This window comes from Planomonospora sp. ID67723, assembly GCF_015711605.1.
Classification (GTDB): Bacteria; Actinomycetota; Actinomycetes; order Streptosporangiales; family Streptosporangiaceae; genus Planomonospora_A.
The window spans coordinates 1,566,431-1,584,930 of sequence record NZ_JABTEZ010000002.1; the positions used below are offsets into that span (position 1 = coordinate 1,566,431).

General features: G+C 71.3%; 18 protein-coding genes. 9 read left to right on the forward strand and 9 right to left on the reverse strand.

The features are described 5' to 3' along the window. Positions 1–61: 61 nt before the first annotated feature. Together HS041_RS19640 and HS041_RS19645 are read right to left on the reverse strand one after the other, a co-directional pair. Entirely contained in the window at positions 62–1,126 is a 1,065-nt protein-coding gene (locus tag HS041_RS19640) for an NAD-dependent epimerase/dehydratase family protein (RefSeq protein ID WP_196442101.1), read from the reverse strand. 52 nt (positions 1,127–1,178) lie between these two features. Further along, positions 1,179–1,547 (reverse strand): STAS domain-containing protein, encoded by a 369-nt coding sequence (locus HS041_RS19645; RefSeq protein WP_196442102.1) that lies wholly within the window; start codon positions 1,545–1,547, stop codon positions 1,179–1,181. A 246-nt stretch (positions 1,548–1,793) separates the two neighbouring features. Between HS041_RS19645 and HS041_RS19650 the strand changes: the two genes are divergently transcribed. The 3 genes from HS041_RS19650 (at position 1,794) to HS041_RS19660 (ending at position 4,513) form a co-directional block, all read left to right on the forward strand. Continuing rightward, positions 1,794–2,747, forward strand: a complete 954-nt coding sequence (locus HS041_RS19650) for an LLM class F420-dependent oxidoreductase (RefSeq protein ID WP_196442103.1) — start codon at positions 1,794–1,796, stop codon at positions 2,745–2,747. Positions 2,748–2,811: 64 nt separating this feature from the next. Then, the gene (locus HS041_RS19655; RefSeq protein ID WP_196442104.1) at positions 2,812–3,993 is read left to right on the forward strand and encodes a zinc-dependent alcohol dehydrogenase; all 1,182 of its coding nucleotides are present in this window, start codon (positions 2,812–2,814) and stop codon (positions 3,991–3,993) included. 46 nt (positions 3,994–4,039) lie between these two features. Then, entirely contained in the window at positions 4,040–4,513 is a 474-nt protein-coding gene (locus HS041_RS19660; protein WP_196442105.1) for a hemerythrin domain-containing protein, read from the forward strand. A gap of 111 nt (positions 4,514–4,624) precedes the next feature. Here HS041_RS19660 and HS041_RS19665 read toward each other — a convergent pair whose 3' ends face one another. Continuing rightward, positions 4,625–5,833 (reverse strand): GAF domain-containing sensor histidine kinase, encoded by a 1,209-nt coding sequence (locus HS041_RS19665; RefSeq protein WP_230879466.1) that lies wholly within the window; start codon positions 5,831–5,833, stop codon positions 4,625–4,627. 304 nt (positions 5,834–6,137) lie between these two features. On the opposite strand from HS041_RS19665, the gene HS041_RS19670 reads away from it, so the two are divergent. Next, complete coding sequence (locus tag HS041_RS19670; protein WP_196442107.1) at positions 6,138–6,716, forward strand: ClpP family protease; 579 nt, start codon at positions 6,138–6,140, stop codon at positions 6,714–6,716. A gap of 137 nt (positions 6,717–6,853) precedes the next feature. Here HS041_RS19670 and HS041_RS19675 read toward each other — a convergent pair whose 3' ends face one another. Beyond that, positions 6,854–7,594, reverse strand: a complete 741-nt coding sequence (locus tag HS041_RS19675; protein ID WP_196442108.1) for a DUF2470 domain-containing protein — start codon at positions 7,592–7,594, stop codon at positions 6,854–6,856. 86 nt (positions 7,595–7,680) lie between these two features. On the opposite strand from HS041_RS19675, the gene rpsD reads away from it, so the two are divergent. Then, entirely contained in the window at positions 7,681–8,295 is a 615-nt protein-coding gene (rpsD, locus tag HS041_RS19680) for a 30S ribosomal protein S4 (protein ID WP_196442109.1), read from the forward strand. Positions 8,296–8,420: 125 nt separating this feature from the next. On the opposite strand, the gene HS041_RS19685 is transcribed toward rpsD, so the two are convergent. Further along, positions 8,421–8,909 carry a nitroreductase family deazaflavin-dependent oxidoreductase gene (locus HS041_RS19685; protein WP_196442110.1) on the reverse strand — a complete coding sequence of 163 codons (489 nt, stop codon included), beginning with the start codon at positions 8,907–8,909 and terminating at the stop codon, positions 8,421–8,423. 197 nt (positions 8,910–9,106) lie between these two features. After that, complete coding sequence (locus HS041_RS19690) at positions 9,107–9,742, reverse strand: TetR/AcrR family transcriptional regulator (RefSeq protein ID WP_196442111.1); 636 nt, start codon at positions 9,740–9,742, stop codon at positions 9,107–9,109. 76 nt (positions 9,743–9,818) lie between these two features. Here HS041_RS19690 and HS041_RS19695 point away from each other — a divergent pair, with 76 nt between their 5' ends. After that, positions 9,819–10,625 (forward strand): ABC transporter ATP-binding protein, encoded by an 807-nt coding sequence (locus tag HS041_RS19695; protein ID WP_196442112.1) that lies wholly within the window; start codon positions 9,819–9,821, stop codon positions 10,623–10,625. Next, the gene (locus HS041_RS19700; RefSeq protein ID WP_196442113.1) at positions 10,622–11,353 is read left to right on the forward strand and encodes an ABC transporter permease; all 732 of its coding nucleotides are present in this window, start codon (positions 10,622–10,624) and stop codon (positions 11,351–11,353) included. Before HS041_RS19695 ends, HS041_RS19700 begins: the two co-directional genes overlap by 4 nt. An 85-nt stretch (positions 11,354–11,438) precedes the next feature. Here HS041_RS19700 and HS041_RS19705 read toward each other — a convergent pair whose 3' ends face one another. Beyond that, positions 11,439–11,672, reverse strand: a complete 234-nt coding sequence (locus HS041_RS19705) for a hypothetical protein (protein WP_196442114.1) — start codon at positions 11,670–11,672, stop codon at positions 11,439–11,441. A 10-nt stretch (positions 11,673–11,682) separates the two neighbouring features. After that, positions 11,683–13,035: a S8 family serine peptidase gene (locus HS041_RS19710; RefSeq protein ID WP_196442115.1), complete on the reverse strand. Its 1,353-nt coding sequence runs from the start codon at positions 13,033–13,035 to the stop codon at positions 11,683–11,685. 185 nt (positions 13,036–13,220) lie between these two features. Here HS041_RS19710 and HS041_RS19715 point away from each other — a divergent pair, with 185 nt between their 5' ends. Then, positions 13,221–15,266 carry a spermine/spermidine synthase domain-containing protein gene (locus HS041_RS19715; RefSeq protein ID WP_196442116.1) on the forward strand — a complete coding sequence of 682 codons (2,046 nt, stop codon included), beginning with the start codon at positions 13,221–13,223 and terminating at the stop codon, positions 15,264–15,266. 102 nt (positions 15,267–15,368) lie between these two features. Here the strand turns inward: HS041_RS19715 and HS041_RS19720 are convergent, their stop codons facing one another. Continuing rightward, positions 15,369–17,105 carry an LCP family protein gene (locus HS041_RS19720; RefSeq protein ID WP_307845372.1) on the reverse strand — a complete coding sequence of 579 codons (1,737 nt, stop codon included), beginning with the start codon at positions 17,103–17,105 and terminating at the stop codon, positions 15,369–15,371. 514 nt (positions 17,106–17,619) lie between these two features. Here HS041_RS19720 and HS041_RS19725 point away from each other — a divergent pair. Beyond that, positions 17,620–18,489: a LysR family transcriptional regulator gene (locus HS041_RS19725; RefSeq protein ID WP_196442118.1), complete on the forward strand. Its 870-nt coding sequence runs from the start codon at positions 17,620–17,622 to the stop codon at positions 18,487–18,489. Positions 18,490–18,500: the final 11 nt, after the last annotated feature.

The following is an 18,500-nucleotide window of genomic DNA, read 5'->3' on the forward strand; positions in this document are numbered from 1 at the left end:
GGACGGTCCGCCTCCGTCGGAGGATCCGAGGCCAGAGGGTCCGGGATCAGGGGGTCCGGGATCAGGGGATCCGGGCCATGTCCCGTTTCCCGGCCCCGCTCGCCAGCTCACCGATCCGCCCGGGTCCCCCGGTCTGCGGGGAGAGCGGCGGTGTGGCCATGCCGGCCACGGTGCGCAGGCCCTCCAGCAGCTCGCGGAAGGCGTCGGTCGCCGAGTACCGGGGCTGCCAGCCGAGCTCGGCCCGGGCCCGGGAGATGTCCATGATCGGCAGCGCGAGCACCATGTCGAGCAGTTCCGGGGCGGCGGGCACCAGTCGCATCCGCCAGGCGGCGGATACGGCACCGCGCAGCAGCCCGGCGGGGACGGGCACCCGGCGGGCGCCGAGGAGCTCGGCCAGCACCGCGGGGTCGATCACCGGGTCCGCGGCGATGTTGAAGGCGCCCGAGGCGTCGCCGACCACCGCCAGGCGGTAGGCCTCGCCGATGTCGTCGCCGTGGACCGCCTGGAACCGGAGGGCGGGGATGTCCGGGACGAAGGGGATCAGGCCGGGCCGTACGAGCCGCTGGGGCAGGAAAGGTCCGGCGAACAGCCGCCGCTGCTCGGTGGCTGCCTCCCGCTTGAAGATGAAACCGGGGCGCAGCCGTACCACCCGGATCTCCGGATGGCTCTGCTCGAAGGAGTCCAGGGCTCGTTCCACGTAGGCCTTCTCCCGGCCGTAAGCGGCGCCGGGCCAGCCGTGGGTGGGCCAGTCCTCGGAGACGGGGCGGTCCTTCGGCCCGGGGGAGTAGGCGCCCACGGAGGAGGCGTACACCAGGGCGGGCACCTTCGCCCGGGCGGCCGCCGCGAAGACGCGGAGGCTGCCCAGCGCGTTGACGTGCCAGGTCGTCAGCGGGTCGCGGGTCGGCTGGAACAGCCAGGCCAGGTGCACGACCGCGTCCGAGCCCTCGAAATGCGGTGCCAGGTCACCGGTGGAGACGTCCACGGAACGCCATTCGGTCTTCTCCGGGCACCAGGAAGGCGTCCTGCGGGCCAGGCCGAGGACGGAGGTGACGTTTTTGTCGGCGATCAGGGCGGACACCACGCTCGTGCCCACGTTCCCGGTCGCCCCGACGACTGTTACACGCATATCCCCCGGATGCCCCGGGAGGGCCGGGATAAGCGCCCGGCCGCCGTCGGCGTCAGAACTCCGCCGAGGCGAATCTCTCCGGCTTTCCCCGGGTGAGCGCGGCGCCGAGCGTGGGGTAGAGGTCGAAGGCGGCGTCGAGCCCGGTGAGCCTCATGATCCTGCGGGGCACGGGGTTCAGGCAGCACAGGGCGCAGCTGCCGCCGCAGCGGTGGGCCCTGCTGGACGCCTGGACCAGGAGCCGCAGGCCGGACGAGTCGATGAAGTTCATGGACGACAGGTCGAAGAGCAACCGCGGCGGGGTGGCCGTGAACGCCTCGTCGATCTGAGCGCTGAGCATCGCCGCCTCGGTTTTGTCGACCTCCCCGACGATCGTGATGATGGTGAAGTCGTTGCGGTGCTCCCTGCTGATCTCCAGCGTCATAGGTGGCTCCAGAGGCGGCATGATCGCAGCGGTCCCGGAATCTCCGGACCCGCTCATGCGCCTGATCCCCCCAGTCTCGCCCCTGTGACGGTGCGGGCACAAGGCGGAGCGGGCGGCTGCCGTCTCCGCAGGTCCCCCGTCGGCCGGGCCGCCGCCGCTGCGCGATCCGCCTCGGCCGGAGTGATCTGTTTGTCCCTTTCCTCAAGGGTATGGAGAAGCCCGTGCAGCTCAGGCCAAGGAGGAGATGTGGCTAAATTCGGATATTTCCTGTCGAGCGAGGAGCACGGCCCCAAGGAGCTCGTGCGGCAGGCGAAGCTCGCCGAGCAGGCGGGGTTCGAGGGCCTGTGGATCTCCGACCACTTCCACCCGTGGTTGGACGAGCAGGGCCAGAGTCCGTTCGTCTGGTCGGTGATCGGCGCGATCGCCGAGGCGACCTCGCTGCCGATCACGACCGCCGTCACCTGCCCGCTGGTCCGCATCCATCCGGTGATCATCGCCCAGGCCGCCGCCACCAGCGCGGTGCTGACCGGCGGCCGGTTCCGGCTGGGCGTCGGCACCGGCGAGGCGCTCAACGAGCACGTCGTCGACTCCCGGTGGCCTCCGGCGGAGGAACGCCTGGAGATGCTGGAGGAGGCGGTCGAGATCATGCGGGAGCTGTGGAGCGGCAAGCTGGTGACGCACCGCGGCGAGCACTACGACGTGGACACCGCCCGCATCTACACGCTGCCCGACGAGCCGCCGCCGATCTACATGTCCGGCTTCGGGGACAAGTCGGTGGAACTGGCCGGGCGCATCGCCGACGGCTACATCACCACCGGTCCCTCGTCCGAGATGGTCGGCAGGTTCCGCACGTCGGGCGGGGCGGGCAAGACCGTGCAGGGCGGGCTGAAGGTCTGCTACGCCGAGGACGAGGGGACGGCGCGCAAGACCGTGCACCGGCTCTGGCCGACCCAGGGCGTCCAGGGCGAGGCGGCCCAGTTGCTCCCGCTGCCCCGGCACTTCGAGCAGCTCGCCCAGATGGTCACCGAGGAGGAGGCGAGCAAGGGCTCGCCGTGCGGCCCCGACCCCGAGGTGCACGTCAAGGCGATCAAGCAGTACCTCGACGCCGGCTTCGACGAGGTCTACATCAGCCAGATCGGCGAGGAGCAGGACGCCTTCTTCGACTTCTACGCCAGAGAGGTCCTGCCCCGCCTGCGCTGACCGTTTACCCGCCCGACAGCGGGTAGCCGGTCTTTTTCCGGCCGGATCGAAGAGGAGACAGACCATGAAGGCCGTCACCTGGCACGGCAAGCGCGACGTACGGGTCGAGGAGGTCTCCGACCCCGCGATCAAGGAGCCGACCGACGCGATCATCAAGGTCACCACCACCGCGATCTGCGGCTCCGACCTGCACCTGTACGAGGTGCTGGGCCCGTTCATCGCGGAGGGCGACATCCTCGGCCACGAACCCATGGGGATCGTCGAGGAGGTCGGCGCCGACGTCGGGCAGATCAAGCCCGGCGACCGGGTCGTCATCCCGTTCAACATCTCCTGCGGCCACTGCCACATGTGCGGCATGAAGCTGTTCGCCCAGTGCGAGACCACCCAGGTCCGCGACCACGGCATGGGCGCCGCCCTGTTCGGCTACACCAAGCTGTACGGCGAGGTTCCCGGCGGACAGGCCGAGTACCTGCGGGTCCCGCAGGCCCAGTTCGGTCCCATCAAGGTGCCCGAGGGCCCGCCCGACGAGCGGTTCGTCTACCTGTCGGACGTGCTGCCCACCTCCTGGCAGGCGGTGGACTACGCCGACATCCCCGACGGCGGCAGCGTCACGGTCTTCGGCCTCGGGCCGATCGGCCAGATGAGCGCCCGCATCGCCAAGCACCTCGGCTACCGGGTGATCGGCGTCGACGGGGTCCAGGAACGGCTCGCGATGGCGCGCCGGTACGGCGTCGAGGTGCTGGACGCCTCTGCGACCCCCGACGTCGCCGAGGCGGTCCGCGAACTGACCGGCGGCCGCGGCACCGACTCCGTCATCGACGCCGTCGGCATGGAGGCCCACGGCTCCCCCGTGGCGAAGTTCACCCAGACGCTCGCCGGGTTGCTGCCCGACGCGATCGCCGCCCCGCTGATGTCGCACGCGGGCGTGGACCGGCTGGCCGCCCTCTACCAGTCCATCGACACCGTACGGCGCGGCGGCACCATCTCGATCAGCGGCGTCTACGGCGGCATGGCCGACCCCATGCCGATGCTGAGGATCTTCGACAAGGGCGTCACCCTGCGCATGGGGCAGGCCCACGTCAAGCGCTGGATCGACGACCTGATGCCGCTGGTGACCGACGACGCCGATCCCCTCGGGGTGATGGACCTGGCCACCCACCGGCTTCCGCTGGACCAGGCCCCGCACGGCTACGAGATCTTCCAGAAGAAGCGCGAGGGGGCCGTCAAGGTCCTGCTCAACCCGTGAACCCCCCGAACCCGTGAACCCCATCGAACCAGAGGAAGGGAACCCCGTGGACGCCATCGTGCTCCTGAAGGACGACCACAAGACGGTCGAGAAGCTGTTCAAGCAGTTCGAGAAGGCGGGTGAGGACGCCTACGACGAGAAGCGCAAGCTCGTCGACCAGATGATCGAGGAACTCACCGCCCACGCCTACATCGAGGAGCAGATCTTCTACCCCACCGTCCGCGCCGAGGCGCCGGAGGTCTGCGAGCACGTCCTGGAGAGCATCGAGGAGCACCACGTGGTGGTCTGGATGCTCTCCGAGCTCAAGGACATGGACCCCCGCGACGAGCGGTTCGACGCCAAGGTCACCGTTCTCATGGAGAATGTCCGCCACCACGTCGAGGAGGAGGAGGACGAGTGGTTCCCCGAGGTGCGTAAGGCGATGGGCCGCAACAGGCTCCAGGAGCTCAGCGAGCAGATGGCCGAGGCCAAGGGGAAGGCGCCGTCGCAGCCGCTGGCCGTACCCAGCGCCAGGAAGTAGGACCGAGGAGACGGGACACGGCCGTCCGGCGCCCGCCGGGAGCGGGCGCCGGGGCCGGTGAGGCCCGCGGCGCTCCGGGAGCGAGGACCAGCGAGGACTCCGGACGGGGCGCTACGACCTGGGCGGGTCGGGCAGGCTGATCTGGACGCAGGTGCCCTCGTGCGGCTTGCTGTTCATCCGGATGGCCCCCCCGTGCAATTGGATGATCTTGTTGACGATGGACAGGCCCACGCCGGTACCGCCGATCGCCTGGCTCTCCGCCTCCGGGGCCCGGTAGAAGTCCTCGAAGACGTGCTCCAGGTCCTCGGCCCCGATGCCGATCCCGGTGTCGTGGATCTCCACTCTCGGCCCGGGCCCGGGAGTGACGACGACGTCGATCCTCCCTCCGGCGGGGGTGAACTTGACCGCGTTGTCCAGCAGGTGGACCAGGGCGTGCCGCAGCCGCCCGGCGTCGGCCCAGACCGGCACCTCGGCGGGCGCGTGCATGCGCAGGGCCTGGTCCCTGCGCCCGGCTTTGGCCATGGAGATGTCCACCGCCTCGCGGGTGACGGCCGACAGGTTGGCCCGTTCGGGGGTGAAGACGGCGGTGTGGGCGTTGAGGCTGGCCATCAGGAGGAGCTCGTCCAGCAGGCTCAGCAGGCGCTCGCTGTTGCGCTCGATCACCCCGAGGAAGTTCCGCTCGGTGGGCTCGTCCAGCCCGCCGTCCTGGATGAGCTGCAGATAGCTGCGGATGGAGGTCAGCGGGGTGCGTAGCTCGTGGTTGACGCTGCGCAGGAACTGCTGCTTGAGCTCCTCCACGTCCTGCAGCCGCCGGGCGACCTCGCCGGCCTGGCGGGCATGGCGGTGCAGCTCCAGCAGGGCGGCGGCGTGGGAGGCCAGAACACCCAGGGTGCGGTGCTGTTCCGGGGCCAGCCGCCGGGGACGGTAGTCCAGCACGCACACCGTGCCCAGCGTGTGGCCCCGGCCGCCGGACAGCGGCACCCCCGCGTAGTAGCGCAGGTGCGGTTCCCCGGCGACCAGGGGATCGTCCTGGAAACGCGGGTCGGCCAGCGCGTCGGGGACCTCCAGCGGCTCGCCGCCGGAGACGACGTACGGACAGAACCCGATTCGCCGCTCCAGCTCGGGGGTGTCGAAACCGCTGCGTCCCCGGAAGTGCTGCCAGTCCTTGCCCACCAGGGTGACCAGTGCTATCGGGGTCCGGCAGATGGAGGCGGCGAGCTCCGCGATCGACTGGAAGTCGGGCTCCAGCGGAGCGTCGAGTGCCTGCAGATCCTCCAGTTCCCGCAACCGGGCGGCCTCGTCGGGCGGGACCGGCATCATCGTCGTCACCCCCCTCGGGCGCTCCCTGTGTCTTCACGGCCACTTCTATCCCGTTCCCTGCCCGTGGGCCGCGGCGCACGCGCCGGAGGCGAGGTAAAGGAGAGGTCATGGAGGTGAGGCCGGGCCCGCCCTTCCCGGGAGAGAAGAGAAACGCGCGGAAAACCGGGGCGGATGAAAAGCGATTCAGTTCTGCGCCGTCAGCGAAAAGCGCTGAAAGCGAACGAGGGGAAAATGCGGAGGTCTCCGGCGTTATGGTCGCATGGATTCGCTTCGCCGGATTTCCGGCTCGGGACAGGGAGAGAAGATGGCCAGTCCGCACCCCGCGTACGAGGATCAGCTCTATCAGCGCCTGCTGCGCAACCGGATCGTCGTGCTCGGCAGCGAGGTGAACGACGAGGTGGCCAACCGGATCTGCGGGGAACTGCTGCTGCTCTCCGCCGACGACGACCGGCGGGACATCTCGCTCTACGTCAACTCGCCCGGTGGCTCCGTGATGGCCGGGATGGCCATCTACGACGTGATGCAGTACGTCCCCAACGACGTGGTAACCGTGGCCATGGGCATCGCGGGCTCGATGGGGCAGTTCCTGCTCTGCGCGGGAGCCCCCGGCAAACGGTACGCCCTGCCGCACGCGAGGATCATCATGCACCAGCCCTCCGGCGGCCTGGGCGGTACCGCCACCGACATCGCCATCCAGGCCGAGCAGATGCTCTACACCAAGCAGATGATGCGCGAGAGGATCGCCTTCCACACGGGCCAGGCCCTGGACCGCATCGAGGCGGACTGGGACCGCGACCGCTGGTTCACCGCCACCGAGGCCAGGGACTACGGATTCGTCGACCACGTCGTCCGGAGCACGAGCGAAGCACTTCCGGAACGTTAGGATTCCGCTTTCCGAATAAATTTACCGGGCCGTTCTCCATTGGCCGCCGATCGGATTCTTCGGCCGTTCCCGATGACGCGGAGTTCGCCGGCGCGGCCGGTGCCGCGCCGGCGGGACGGGGCCCGGCCGCGCCGCCGTCAGCGGTGGCAGAGCAGGCAGTGCAGGGCCGCCTCCAGGGAGTCCGCGTCGGTGACGGGCGCGGGCCAGGGCAGGCGGACCAGGGTGGGCCGGTCGAGGGCGCCTGAACGCACGGTGACGCCGAACCGGTCCAGCTCCCACAGCCAGGCGTCGGCGACCGGGGCGGCCATCAGGGAGGCCAGCGCGGTCTCCAGCCGGTCCCGGTGGGCGCCGTTGATGTGGCGGATCATGCGCTCGGCGTCGGCCAGGAGAGGGTCGGGCGCGGCGCCGAGATACTCCTCGGCGTCCAGCACGCCGGACTCGGGGCCGGTGAGATACACCACCTGGCCGACGTCCACGCGGAGCAGCCGCGGGCAGCCGGGGCTCCCCGGATCCTCCACCGCCTCGAACAGGGCCTCGTCCGGGCAGCGCTCGGCGATCGCGACCGCGGCCTCGCGCAGCTCGCCGGCGGGCACGGTCTGCACCCATCCCTGCACCTTGAGCAGGCCGCGGGAGAGCTCGGCGCCGCCGAGCGAGCGGCTCGCGGTCAGATCCACGGTCACCACCGGTTCGTCCCGCACGCCGTACAGCGGGTCTCCCGGCAGGACCAGCAGGACGGGACGGCCGGAAGCGTCCACGCCGCCCCGGGCGGGCCGGGCGGGCCGGGCCGTGCCGGCGAGGGAGACGTGAGTGGGCGTGGCGGTCGCGGCGAGCGTGCGGACCCGTTCGGGGATCGGCGGAGCGGTGACGGGGTGCTGCATGGACCGGCTCTCCTTGAGATCGGGCGACGGTTACGTCTAAGGTAAGCCTTACCTCAGTAAGGCACACCTAACCACAAGGAGCGATCGTGCGCTACACCGGACCCAAGGTGCGGCTCTCCCGCCGTGCCGGCGTCCCGCTCACCCGCAAGGCCGTCCGCTACTTCGAGGAGCGGCCCTATCCCCCGGGCGAGCACGGCCGTAAGACCAACCGCCGCCAGACCGGCGACTACGGTCTTCGGCTGATGGAGAAGCAGAAGCTCCGCTGGTACTACGACGTCTCCGAGCGGCAGATGCGCCGTTACTGGGACATGGCGCTGCGCAGCCCCGGCCGGTCCGGCGCCGAGCTGGTGGTGCTGCTGGAGAGCCGCCTGGCCTCCCTGGTCCTGCGCTCCGGTCTCGCCCCGTCCATCTACGCCGCCCGCCAGTACGTCGCGCACGGCCACATCACCGTCGACGGCCGCAAGGTGGACATCCCCAGCTACCTGGTCAAGCCCGGCCAGGTCGTCGCGGTACGGGAGCGGTCCCGCCGGATGCAGCCGTTCGTCGCCGCCGCCGAGGGCGTCTACGCCGACGAGCGGATCGCCTCCTATCTGGATGTCAGCCACGCAGACCTGCGTTTCACGGTGGTCAGCCGCCCGCTGCGCGAGCAGATCGTGGTCCCGGTGGACGAGCAGATGGTCGTGGAGTTCTACTCCCGCTGACGGTTCTGCTCCCGTCGGTCGGTCGGTCGGTCGGTCGGTCGGTCGGTCGGGCGCGGCGCGGTGCCGCCCGGCCGGGGAGCCGCTCCGCCCCGCCCCGGCCGGTGCCGGGCCGGGGCGCTCAGGGGTCAGCGGATGGGGGAGAGGCGGAAGACGCGCAGCTCGCGGCCCGACTTCTCGGTGTAGCGGTCATAGACCGGCCAGATCCTCAGCAGCTGTTCCCACGCCCGGTCCCGCTCCTCGCCGTCCAGCAGGCGGCCGGTGACCGGGACCACCCGGCCGCGGAAGGAGACCTCCGCCTGCGGGGTCTTGAGCAGGTTGCCGCTCCAGGCGGGGTGGTGCTCCCGGCCGAAGTTCGAGCCGACGACCAGGAAGGAGCCGCCTGCCTCGGGCAGGCAGGCGAGCGGGGAGACGCGGGGCTCGCCGCTCTTGCTGCCGGTGGTGGTGAGCAGGAGGGTGGGGATCATCCGATCGCTCATGACCCGCCGGCCGCCGGTCAGGCGGTGCACGGCCCGGTCCAGCCGGGGCACGATCTTCGGCCCGGCCTTCATGAACGCGTCGGTCGTCGCCAGCCACTGGAAGATCGGCTTGAGTCTCTCGACGAGGCGTGAACCCATGGTGGCCTCCTGTTTCCCGGGCGGCGCATGAGGGGCCCGCGGTACCCCGGGCGGCCGGGGCGACCACCCGTCCTGGATCGTAGCAAGCGCTAGGTTTATTGCCGACACCCCCGCCTCGGCGGCCGGGGGCGGCCGACCGGCTGCCCGGCCTCGCCGCTGGGGACCTCGCCGTCCCCGGCGGTGCGGAGCCCGCTTCCCTATCCGCGGACGCAGTAGCCGCCGATCCCCGTCTCCAGCAGGGAGAAGGCCTGCTCGGCCCGTTCGCGCAGGTCCGGGGCGATGGCCTCGACGGTCTCGCCGGCCATCATCCGCCGTACGGCGTAGCCCACCACGGTGCGCAGGGCGGCGCCGATCTGCGCGGCGACCACGGCGGGGGCGAGGTCGTCCGGGTCGGCGTCGATTTCCCCGGCGATCTCCTGCGCGAGCCGGCGGTCCCTCGTCTCGTTCAGCTCGCGGACCCGGGCGACGAGAGACGGGCTGGCTTCGATCATCCGGGTGAAGGCGTCGCTGCCCTCGTGGAACCCGTAACGCTCGTGGCGGCTCTCCAGCGCTTCCATGAAGTCCCGGCGCACCGCCTGCAGCACGCTCTCTCCCGGTCTGCGCTCCCGCGCCACCCGGGCCAGGGTGTCCTCCATCTCGGGAGTGCGGTCCAGGAGCAGGTCCTCCTTGGCCGCGAAGTAGTTGAAGACCGTGTTGACCGACACGTCGGCGGCCCGGGCGACCTCGGCCACGGTCACGTTGTCGAACCCGCGGGCCAGGAACAGCCCCGTCGCCGTGTCGGAGATGCGCAGCCGGGTCTCCCGCTTCTTGCGCTCGCGCAGGCTCTCGCTCATCCCGGCATTCTATGGGGCCGGACAAATATTGCAGTGACTTAAAATTTAGTGTTACTGTAAATTTGGAGGCGATGAAATGATCAAGACATCGGGTCTGAGCAAGACCTTCAGGGGCGGCGTCCGGGCCGTCCGCGGCGTGGATCTGAGCGTGGATTCCGGAGAGATCGTGGGCTTCCTCGGTCCCAACGGCGCGGGCAAGACGACCACCATGCGCATGCTGACCACCCTGCTCCGCCCCACCGCGGGCACCGCCACGGTCGCCGGGCGCGACCTGCTCACCGATCCGCAGGGCGTGCGGCGGCACATCGGCTATGTGTCCCAGGACGGCGGGATCGGCCCGTTGAATCCGGTGGGAGAGGAGCTCGAGCTGCACGCCATGCTGTACGGCATGCGCCCGGCCCAGGCACGCGAGCGGGTCGCGCAGACGCTGGAGCGCCTGGAACTGGCGGGCCTGGCGGACCGGGCGGGCGGCGCGCTCTCCGGCGGCCAGCGCCGCCGCTTCGACCTGGCGTTCGGCCTGGTCCACCGGCCGGCGCTGCTCTTCCTGGACGAGCCGACCACCGGCCTGGACCCGCAGAGCCGGGCCAACCTCTGGGACCACATCCGCCGCCTGCGGGACGAGGACGGGCTGACGGTGCTGCTCAGCACCCACTATCTCGACGAGGCGGACGCGCTGGCCGACCGGCTGGTCATCATCGACCACGGCGCGGTCGTCGCGGAGGGAACCCCTGCCGAGATCAAGGGGGGTGCCGGCACTCTCGACGACGCCTTCCTGGCCATCACCGGCCGCTCCCTGAGGGAGGACGGCGGGACCGGGGAACCCGGAGCGGCGGGGAACGGGACGGCGGCCGCCGGCACGGCGGGGAAGCGAGGGGCGGCGTGAACGCGATCCGCGACACCTGGCTGGTCTTCCGGCACAACACCCGCATCGCCCTGCGGCAGAAGGCGGGCATCGTCTTCGGGGTGCTGCAGCCACTGCTCTACCTGGTGCTGTTCGGCCCGCTGTTCGCCACGATCGGCACCTGGGAGACGCTGGTCCCCGGACTGCTGGCCCAGGTCGCCCTGTTCAGCGCGGGCCTGGCCGGGTTCGGCATCGTCATGGACGCGCGCTCCGGCGTGCTGGAGCGGCTCCGGGTCACCCCGGCGCACCGCACGGCCCTGCTGCTCGGCCGGGTCCTGGGCAGCTCGTTCACGCTGCTGATCCAGTCGGTCGTGCTGCTCGCGGCCGGCTACGCCTTCGGCCTGCGCGCGCCGCTGCCCGGCGTACTGGCCGGGCTCGTCCTCATGGCGCTGCTCGGCGTCGGCCTGGCCGCGCTGTCCAACGCGATCGCGCTGACCATGAACCCCGACCTCTTCGCGCCGGTCATGGGCACCGCGATCGTCCCGCTGGTCCTGCTGTCCGGAGCGTTCCTGCCGATGTCCATGGCACCCGCCTGGCTGGACGCGATCTCCCTCGCCACCCCGTTCCGCCATGTGGTGGAGGCGATCCGCGACCTGTTCGCGGGCCGCTACGCCACCTGGACGGTGGCGGCGGGGGCCGCGGCGACCGTCGTGCTCACGCTGGCGTGCGTGGCCGTCGGCACCCGGATCTTCAACCGCGAGAACGCCTGACGGAAGACACGGGAAGACGGAGGGAGCCCGCGCCGGCGGTCTACAGGGGCCCGCCCGCCTCCGTGCGCGATCATCCGCCGCGTCGCTACCGGGGCGGGCCGAAAGGCTCGATGGGCGGGTCGGAGTAGGGGCCCTCGCCCATGGCGGGATCGATCCGGCGGGCGGCGGCCTCGGTGACGCGCAGGCCGTACAGATCCTGGGTGGGGTCGATCAGCACCAGGCCGTAACCGGTGTCGACGTCGTCCTCCGAGAGCCCGAGGCGCTCGATGGCCTGAGCCAGCGTCGCCTCGGGCGGGAGCCGTACCGTGACGAGGAACATGGACCCTACGCTACGCGTCTTTTCTGCGCCGCAGTGCGGCGAGGATGCCCTTCGCGTCGGTGATGCCGTAGCCGTAGTCGTAGTCGAACCCGGCGGTGCTGCGGTCGTCGGCGGTGCGGCGCAGCAGGGTGCGCAACTGGGCGGGGGACAGCCGGGAGGCGGGCCACTGGGTGCGGACGGCGGCCACCAGACCGGCGGCGACCGGGCAGGCCGCGGAGGTGCCGGAGTCGGGCTGGTCGTCGCCGAAGGCCTTGGAACCGGAGAAGTGCGTGTAGGAGCAGACGTCCGGCTTGCGCTTGGCCAGGCGGCCGGGTCCCTGGGAGGAGTAGCCGACCCGCTCGTTCTCGACGTCCACGCCGCCGATGGACAGCACGGCGGAGTGCGAGTTGGCGCCCACGATCGGGCGGTCGGGGAAGGCGCACCGGCCGTCGCGGCAGTCGCGTCCGCAGTTGCCGGCGGCGAACAGGATGTCGGCGCCCGCCTGCTCCAGGCTGGCCACGATCACGTTGAACGGGTGGGCGGGGTTGTCGGAGTAGTTGCCGGGGTGGCCCACCGGGAAGTCCCAGCGCGGGGAGAACGACCCCCAGCTGTTGCTGACGACCAGGGCCCGGCTCTCCTCCGGCTGGGCGCCCAGCACCTCGCGCAGGTGGGCGAAGGCCGCGACCGCGTCGGAGAGCAGGCCGTCCAGGGCGGAACCGCCCTGGCGCCGGGAGAGCAGAACCGGAAGGTCGAGCAGCGTCGCCTTGGGCGCGGCGATGAGCGCGTCGAAGGCGCACATCGTGCCGTGGTCCACGTCGAACCGGCCCGGCGTGCCGTCCACTCCGCCCGGGACCCAGCTGCGCTCGGCGTCCAGCGCCACCTCCCGGTCCAGGTGGCGGGAGACGTGGTCGAGGTTGATCCCGGTGTCGAGCACCGCCAGCGCCACCTCCGAGCCGTCCAGGCCGCCGGCCGCGAGCTCCGCGACGGCCAGCAGGCGTTCCACGTCGTGCCAGTCGCCCACCGGTGGATCGCCGCCGCAGGTGAGGTACGGCTCGATCACGGGGTCGGCGAAGACGCCGACGACGTCGGGCCGGGTGCCGGGCAGCAGGCTGACCCGGGTGGACAACTCGTCGTCGGAGATCTCCCCCCGCACCAGGACCGAGGCGTCCTCGGCCGCCAGGGAGAAGGTCAGCGGACCGCTCATCGACAGGGGGTCGCCCCCGGCGGCGGGCACCGGGCGCGGCACCGCCACCGGCGCGAAGGAGGAGTCGAGGGCGATCCCGGGCAGGCCGCCGGCCACGTCGGCCGCGGTCACGCTCACGGCCGGGTCGGTCACGGCCGCGACGAGGTCGGATGAGGGGCGGAGCTGGATCAGGACGCGCATGATGCCACCACCTGCTGGTCGGGAAACCGGTTAGGGGAAACGCACCCCACCACATTCCTTCATCATGACGATCACGTCCACCGGTCCAAATCGCCTCTCACCAGCATCCTCGGGTGCGAACTCCGCAAACCATCGTGGTCATTTTTCCTTCCCCGGCGGGACAGGGATCACTAGCGTTTGACGGCATGACAGCAGCGGCGCAGACCACGCCACCTCCCCGCCACGACGTCCGCGCGCACTGGCTGGCCACCCGGCCCAGGTTGATCGTGGCCAGTGCCTTCATGCTCTTCCTGGAACTGGCGCTGATCCGGTGGACCGGGTCGAACATCGTGCATCTGAGCTACTTCACCAACTTCGTGCTGCTCGGCTCGTTCCTGGGCATCGGGCTGGGGTTCCTGAGAGTGGGCCGCACGGCCCGGCAGCCGTACTACTCGCCGATCACGCTGGCCGTCCTGGTCATGGTCGTCCTGGTCTTCCCGGTCACCGTCGACCGGCAGACCGAGGGCGTGCTGTACTGGACCAGTCTCAGCACCGCCGGACCGCCGGCCTGGCTGATCCTGCCGGTGGTCTTCGCCGCCGCGGCGATCGTGCTGATGGGCCCGGCCGAGCTGGTCGGGCGCTGCTTCCCCGAACTGGGGCGGCTGGAGGCCTACCGCTACGACCTGATCGGCAGCCTCACCGGCATCGGCCTGTTCACCGCGCTGTCGTTCCTCGGCGCGCCCCCGGTGGTGTGGGGAGTGATCGCCGCGCTCGCCTACGCCGTCCTGCTGCGGCCCAGGCGGGTCTGGGCCCGGGTCGCGCTGGCCGTGCCGTCGCTGGTGGTGGTCGCGGCGCTGGCGGCCGAGACGCTGACCGCCGGGGCGCTGTGGTCGCCGTACTACAAGGTGACCCACAGCCGCTTCACCGAGCAGGACGTGCCGGTGATGGACATCCAGGTCAACGGGATCCCCCACCAGCGGGCCGTCCCGGCGGACAGGCGGCTGGAGTGGGAGCGGCAGTACGCCCTGCCGTACGAGCGCTCGGCCGCCGGGCGGCTGGACGACGTGCTGATCGTGGGCGCGGGCAGCGGAACCGACGTGGCGATCGCGCTGTCCAAGGGCGCCGGGCGGGTGGACGCCGTGGAGATCGACCCCAAGCTCCGGCAGCTCGGCGGGACCTACCACCCGGACCGGCCCTACGACGACCCCCGGGTCACCACGCACGTCACCGACGGGCGCGCGTTCCTGGAGCAGACCGGCCGCAGGTACGACCTGATCCTGTTCGCGCTGCCCGACTCGCTCACCCTCGTCTCCGGCGCCAGCTCGCTGCGGCTGGAGAGCTACCTGTTCACGAAGGAGGCGATGGAGGCGGCCAGAGATCGCCTCAAGCCCGGCGGCACCTTCTCGATGTACAACTACTACCGGGAGAGCTGGCTGGTGGACCGGCTCGCCTCCACGGTGCAGGCCGCCTTCGGTCACAAGCCGTGCGTGGACATCGTCAGCGAGACCGGCCAGCAGGCCGTGATCACCTCCGGGCTCGGCGCCGCCGACCAGGCCTGCGGCGCCGAGTGGGCGGGGGCGACCGCGGCGACCCCGCCGCCCTCCGGTGACGACCGGCCCTTCCTCTACCTCAAGGACCGGACGATCCCGGAGATCTACGTCATCACCCTGCTCCTCATCCTGATCGTGAGCGTGCTGGCGGTCCGCGCGGTCGCCGGGCCGTACGCCCGGATGCGCCCCTACGCCGACCTGTTCCTGCTGGGAGTGGCGTTCCTGCTGCTGGAGACCAAGAGCGTGACCGGGTTCGCGCTGTTGTTCGGCACCACCTGGGTGGTCAACGCGATCGTGTTCGCCGGGGTCCTGGTCGCGGTGCTGGCCGCGGTGGAGGTGACCCGCCGCTTCCGCACCCCGTCGCTGCCCGTCATGTACGGCGTGCTCCTGGCCGGCCTGGTGCTGGCCTGGCTGGTGCCGAACTCCTGGCTGCTGGGTCTGCCGGTGCCGCTGCGCGCGGTGGTCGCCGTGGTCGTGGCGTTCCTGCCGATCTTCGCGGCCAACGTGGTGTTCGCCAAGCGCTTCGCCGACTCGGCCGACGGCACCACGGCCTTCGGCGCGAACCTGCTCGGCGCGATGGTCGGCGGCTGCCTGGAGTACCTGGCGCTGGTCGTCGGCTACCAGGCGCTGCTGGTCGTGGCGGGCGCGCTCTACCTGGGCGCGTTCGCCCTGCTGCCCAGGGGCGCCCGGACCGCGGGCTGAGCCGTTCCCCTGCGGGGTCCTGATCGGGCCCCCGGGCCCGCGCCGCCGGCGGACGGAGCGCGGGCCCGGGGCGGCCGGAAGGCCCCGGGCGTCACGGCTCCGTCAGATGCCGCAGAGCTCGTCGAGGGACTGGGCGCTCTTGTTGGCCGTGGGGGTCCTGCTCGGCGCGGTGAGCGTCGGGGTCGGGGAGGCACCGGTGGCGCCCGGCGTGGGCGTCGCCCGGCCGGCCAGGGAGCGGCGGCTGGGCTGAAGCGACTGGCGCAGGGCTCTGGCGGTCGCGGCGCGGATCTTCTGCCAGTCCGGGGAGCCGGTGTAGAACTCCGGCGGCACGAACTGCAGGCTGGTGATCTTCGCGTCCTTGACCTTCAGTGCGAGGTTGGTCAGGTGCTCCAGCATGTCACGCGGGATGTTGGTCTGGGCCGCCTTCTTGGCCACGCCGGCGATCTTGGTGAAGTTCGTCAGGACGGTGCCGGGGGTGGCCTGCTTGGCGAAGGCCCCGATGACGCAGCGCTGGCGGGCCATCCGGGAGAAGTCGTCGCTGCCGACGCGCGAGCGGCCGTACCACAGAGCCTCCTCGCCGGAGAGCGTGCGGTAGCCCGCCTTGATCGTGCCGGCGGTGCCGAACGAGCCGCCGTACTTCACGTCCTGGTCGATCCTGATCTTCAGCCCGCCGATGGCGTCCACCAGGTGGGCGAAGCCGTACATGTTGATCAGGGCGTAGTAGTCGATCTTCAGGTTGAGCGTGTAGCCGATCGCGTCCATGAGCGCCCGCGGCCCCTGGTGCTTGCGGCCCATGATCTCCGGGTGGTCCTCGGCGTACTGCCAGACCTCGTTGAGCAGGCCGCCGTTGGGCAGCTCGCGCATGAATCCGTCGGGGAACTGCTTGGCCAGCGGGCTGGACGGCGGGAAGCGCACGTGCTGCAGGTTGCGGGGGAGGCTGAACATGACGGTGTTGCCGGTCTTGATGTGGATGCTGGCCACGTTCATGCTGTCGGTCCGCACGCCCTCTCGGTTGCCCGCGCCGTCGCCGCCGATGAGCAGGAAGTTGACCCGGTCCTGCCCGTTCCACGGGTCCTCGGGCTTGAACGTGGGGGCGGCCGGGTCCTGCGGCGCGTTCGGGAAGATGTCGTTGATCGTCTCCTTGGCGGTCAGCACCGTGCTGGCGGCCAGCGCGAAGGGGGCCATCACTGTCACGCAGAGCGTGCCGATGACGATGCCGGAGACGATCTGGCCGGTGCTGTTGAGCCGGTTGGGGCCGAGCGCGATGTAGGAGGAGATCACCAGCAGGAACCAGCCGAGCGCGCCGAGCGCAGCCAGGCCCGCGACCAGGCCGAGCACGCCGTCCCGGGAGGCGATGCCGGTGTTGCCCTCGCCGGTGAGCGTGATCCCGGCGATCACTCCCAGGACCAGCAGCACGCCGAAGGCGCCGAGCAGGACGTAGCCGGTACGGCGGCGCCCCGCCCGCAGGTGCGCCATGCCCGGCAGGATCGCCGACAGCGCGGTCCAGCCGATGAGCGAGCCGGTCGTCAGCGGCCGGGCGAACCTGGGCCGCGCGGCGGAGCCGCCGGTGCCGGGGGCGGCCGGGCCCGGTGCGGGCGGGTGAGGGCGGCGGTCCCGGGAGGGTCCGCCGTCCTGCGGCACGGGCTCCGGATCGTGCTTCACCTGGGTGGCGGTCCCGCCGCGCGCCGCCGCGCCGTGCTGCGCCCGGGCGGCCGGCGCCTGCGCGGGGAGCGCTCCGTGCTCCGCCGCGGAGGCCGCGGTCGCCGCCGCCCCGGCGCGATCCCCCGGGGTGTGCTCCGGAGAGGAGGCGGGAGCGCGGTCGGCACGCGCGTCGGGCACGCCCGCAGGCCGGGCCGCGCGGCTCCCGCGCCGGCGAGGGCGCCGTTTCCCGGCCTCACCGGAGAGATCCCCCGAGTCCTGCCCAAGGCGCATCGTCACACCGCTTCCTACTCGGTCTTCGTCCCGGTTCACCTGGCAAAACGGCCGAGGTCCCCCGATTGCACAGAATTGCCCTGGATTCTAGCCCCCATACCCGGACATGACAGACAGATGCCCAAGCTAGGGTGAATGGCCGTTTAATCGATGGAGGCCGGGGGAAGGCGGCCGCCGCGGGTGTCTGTGGGATGAGGGTGACGCTGGAGGGTGCTGCCCGTTGACTGCCGTTCCGTGGCTCTACGGCGCTGGAGGTCCGGTACGGCCGAATCGCCGGGGCCTTTGCATAATTCTGGACGTAAGCCCCCAGATTTATCACCCGTCACGGATGTGACCGTATTCGGCTACGGTCCGAAATCATTCGAGGTGATCTCCGCGATGTGCCGGACCCGGCCGCTTCCGTTGTCCTAGCTTCGGAGCCATGAATCTGCAGCAGCTCCGCTACGTGGTCGCGACGGCGGAGCACCGCACCATGACCGACGCGGCCAGGTCGCTGTACATCGCACAACCTGCGCTCTCCCGTGCGATCAGAGACCTGGAACGAGAGCTCGGAATGACGTTGTTCGCCCGTTCGGGGCGCGGCGTGGTCGTCACGGCGCAGGGGCGCCGGGTGGTCAAGCTGGCCCGGGAGGCGCTCGACGCCGTTCACGAGATCGAGGCGCTGTCCACCCACGGCCACTCGTCCGAGGCGGAGCTCCGCATCGCCTCGACGCCCAGCCTCGAGCCGGGACTGGCCGGGCGGATCCTCCCCGCCTACACCGCCGAACACCCAGGGGTGCGAGTGCACATCGTCCGTTGCGACGGACGGGACGGCGTGGTGAACGCCATCAGGAACCAGCGGGCCGACATCGGCCTCACGGACCTGCCCGTCCCCACCGATCTGATCAGCCATCCGCTGGAGCGGCAGGAGATCGTGCTGATCTCCCCGCCCGGCCTCGACCTGCCCGACCCGGTGCCGATGAGCAGGCTCAACGGCATGCGGCTGGTGCTGCCGGTTTCCGGCAGCGCCCGGCGCAGGGAGTTCGACTCGCTGTTCGCCAAGTACGGCGTCGCCCCGGTGGCGGCCCTGGAGACCGAAGAGCGCGGCAACTGGCTGGGGCCGGTCCGCGCGGGCGCGGCCTCCCTGCTCTGGTACCGCGGGATGGCCGAGCAGGCCGCCAGGGCCGGCCTGGTGGTCCGGCCCCTCGATCCCTCGGTCCGCCGGGTGATCGCCATCGTGCACGCGCGGCGGCGGCTGCCCGCCGTCGCGCAGGAGTTCCTGACCGTGGCCGAGGGTGGGTCGGCCGCGTAGGACCGCCGCGG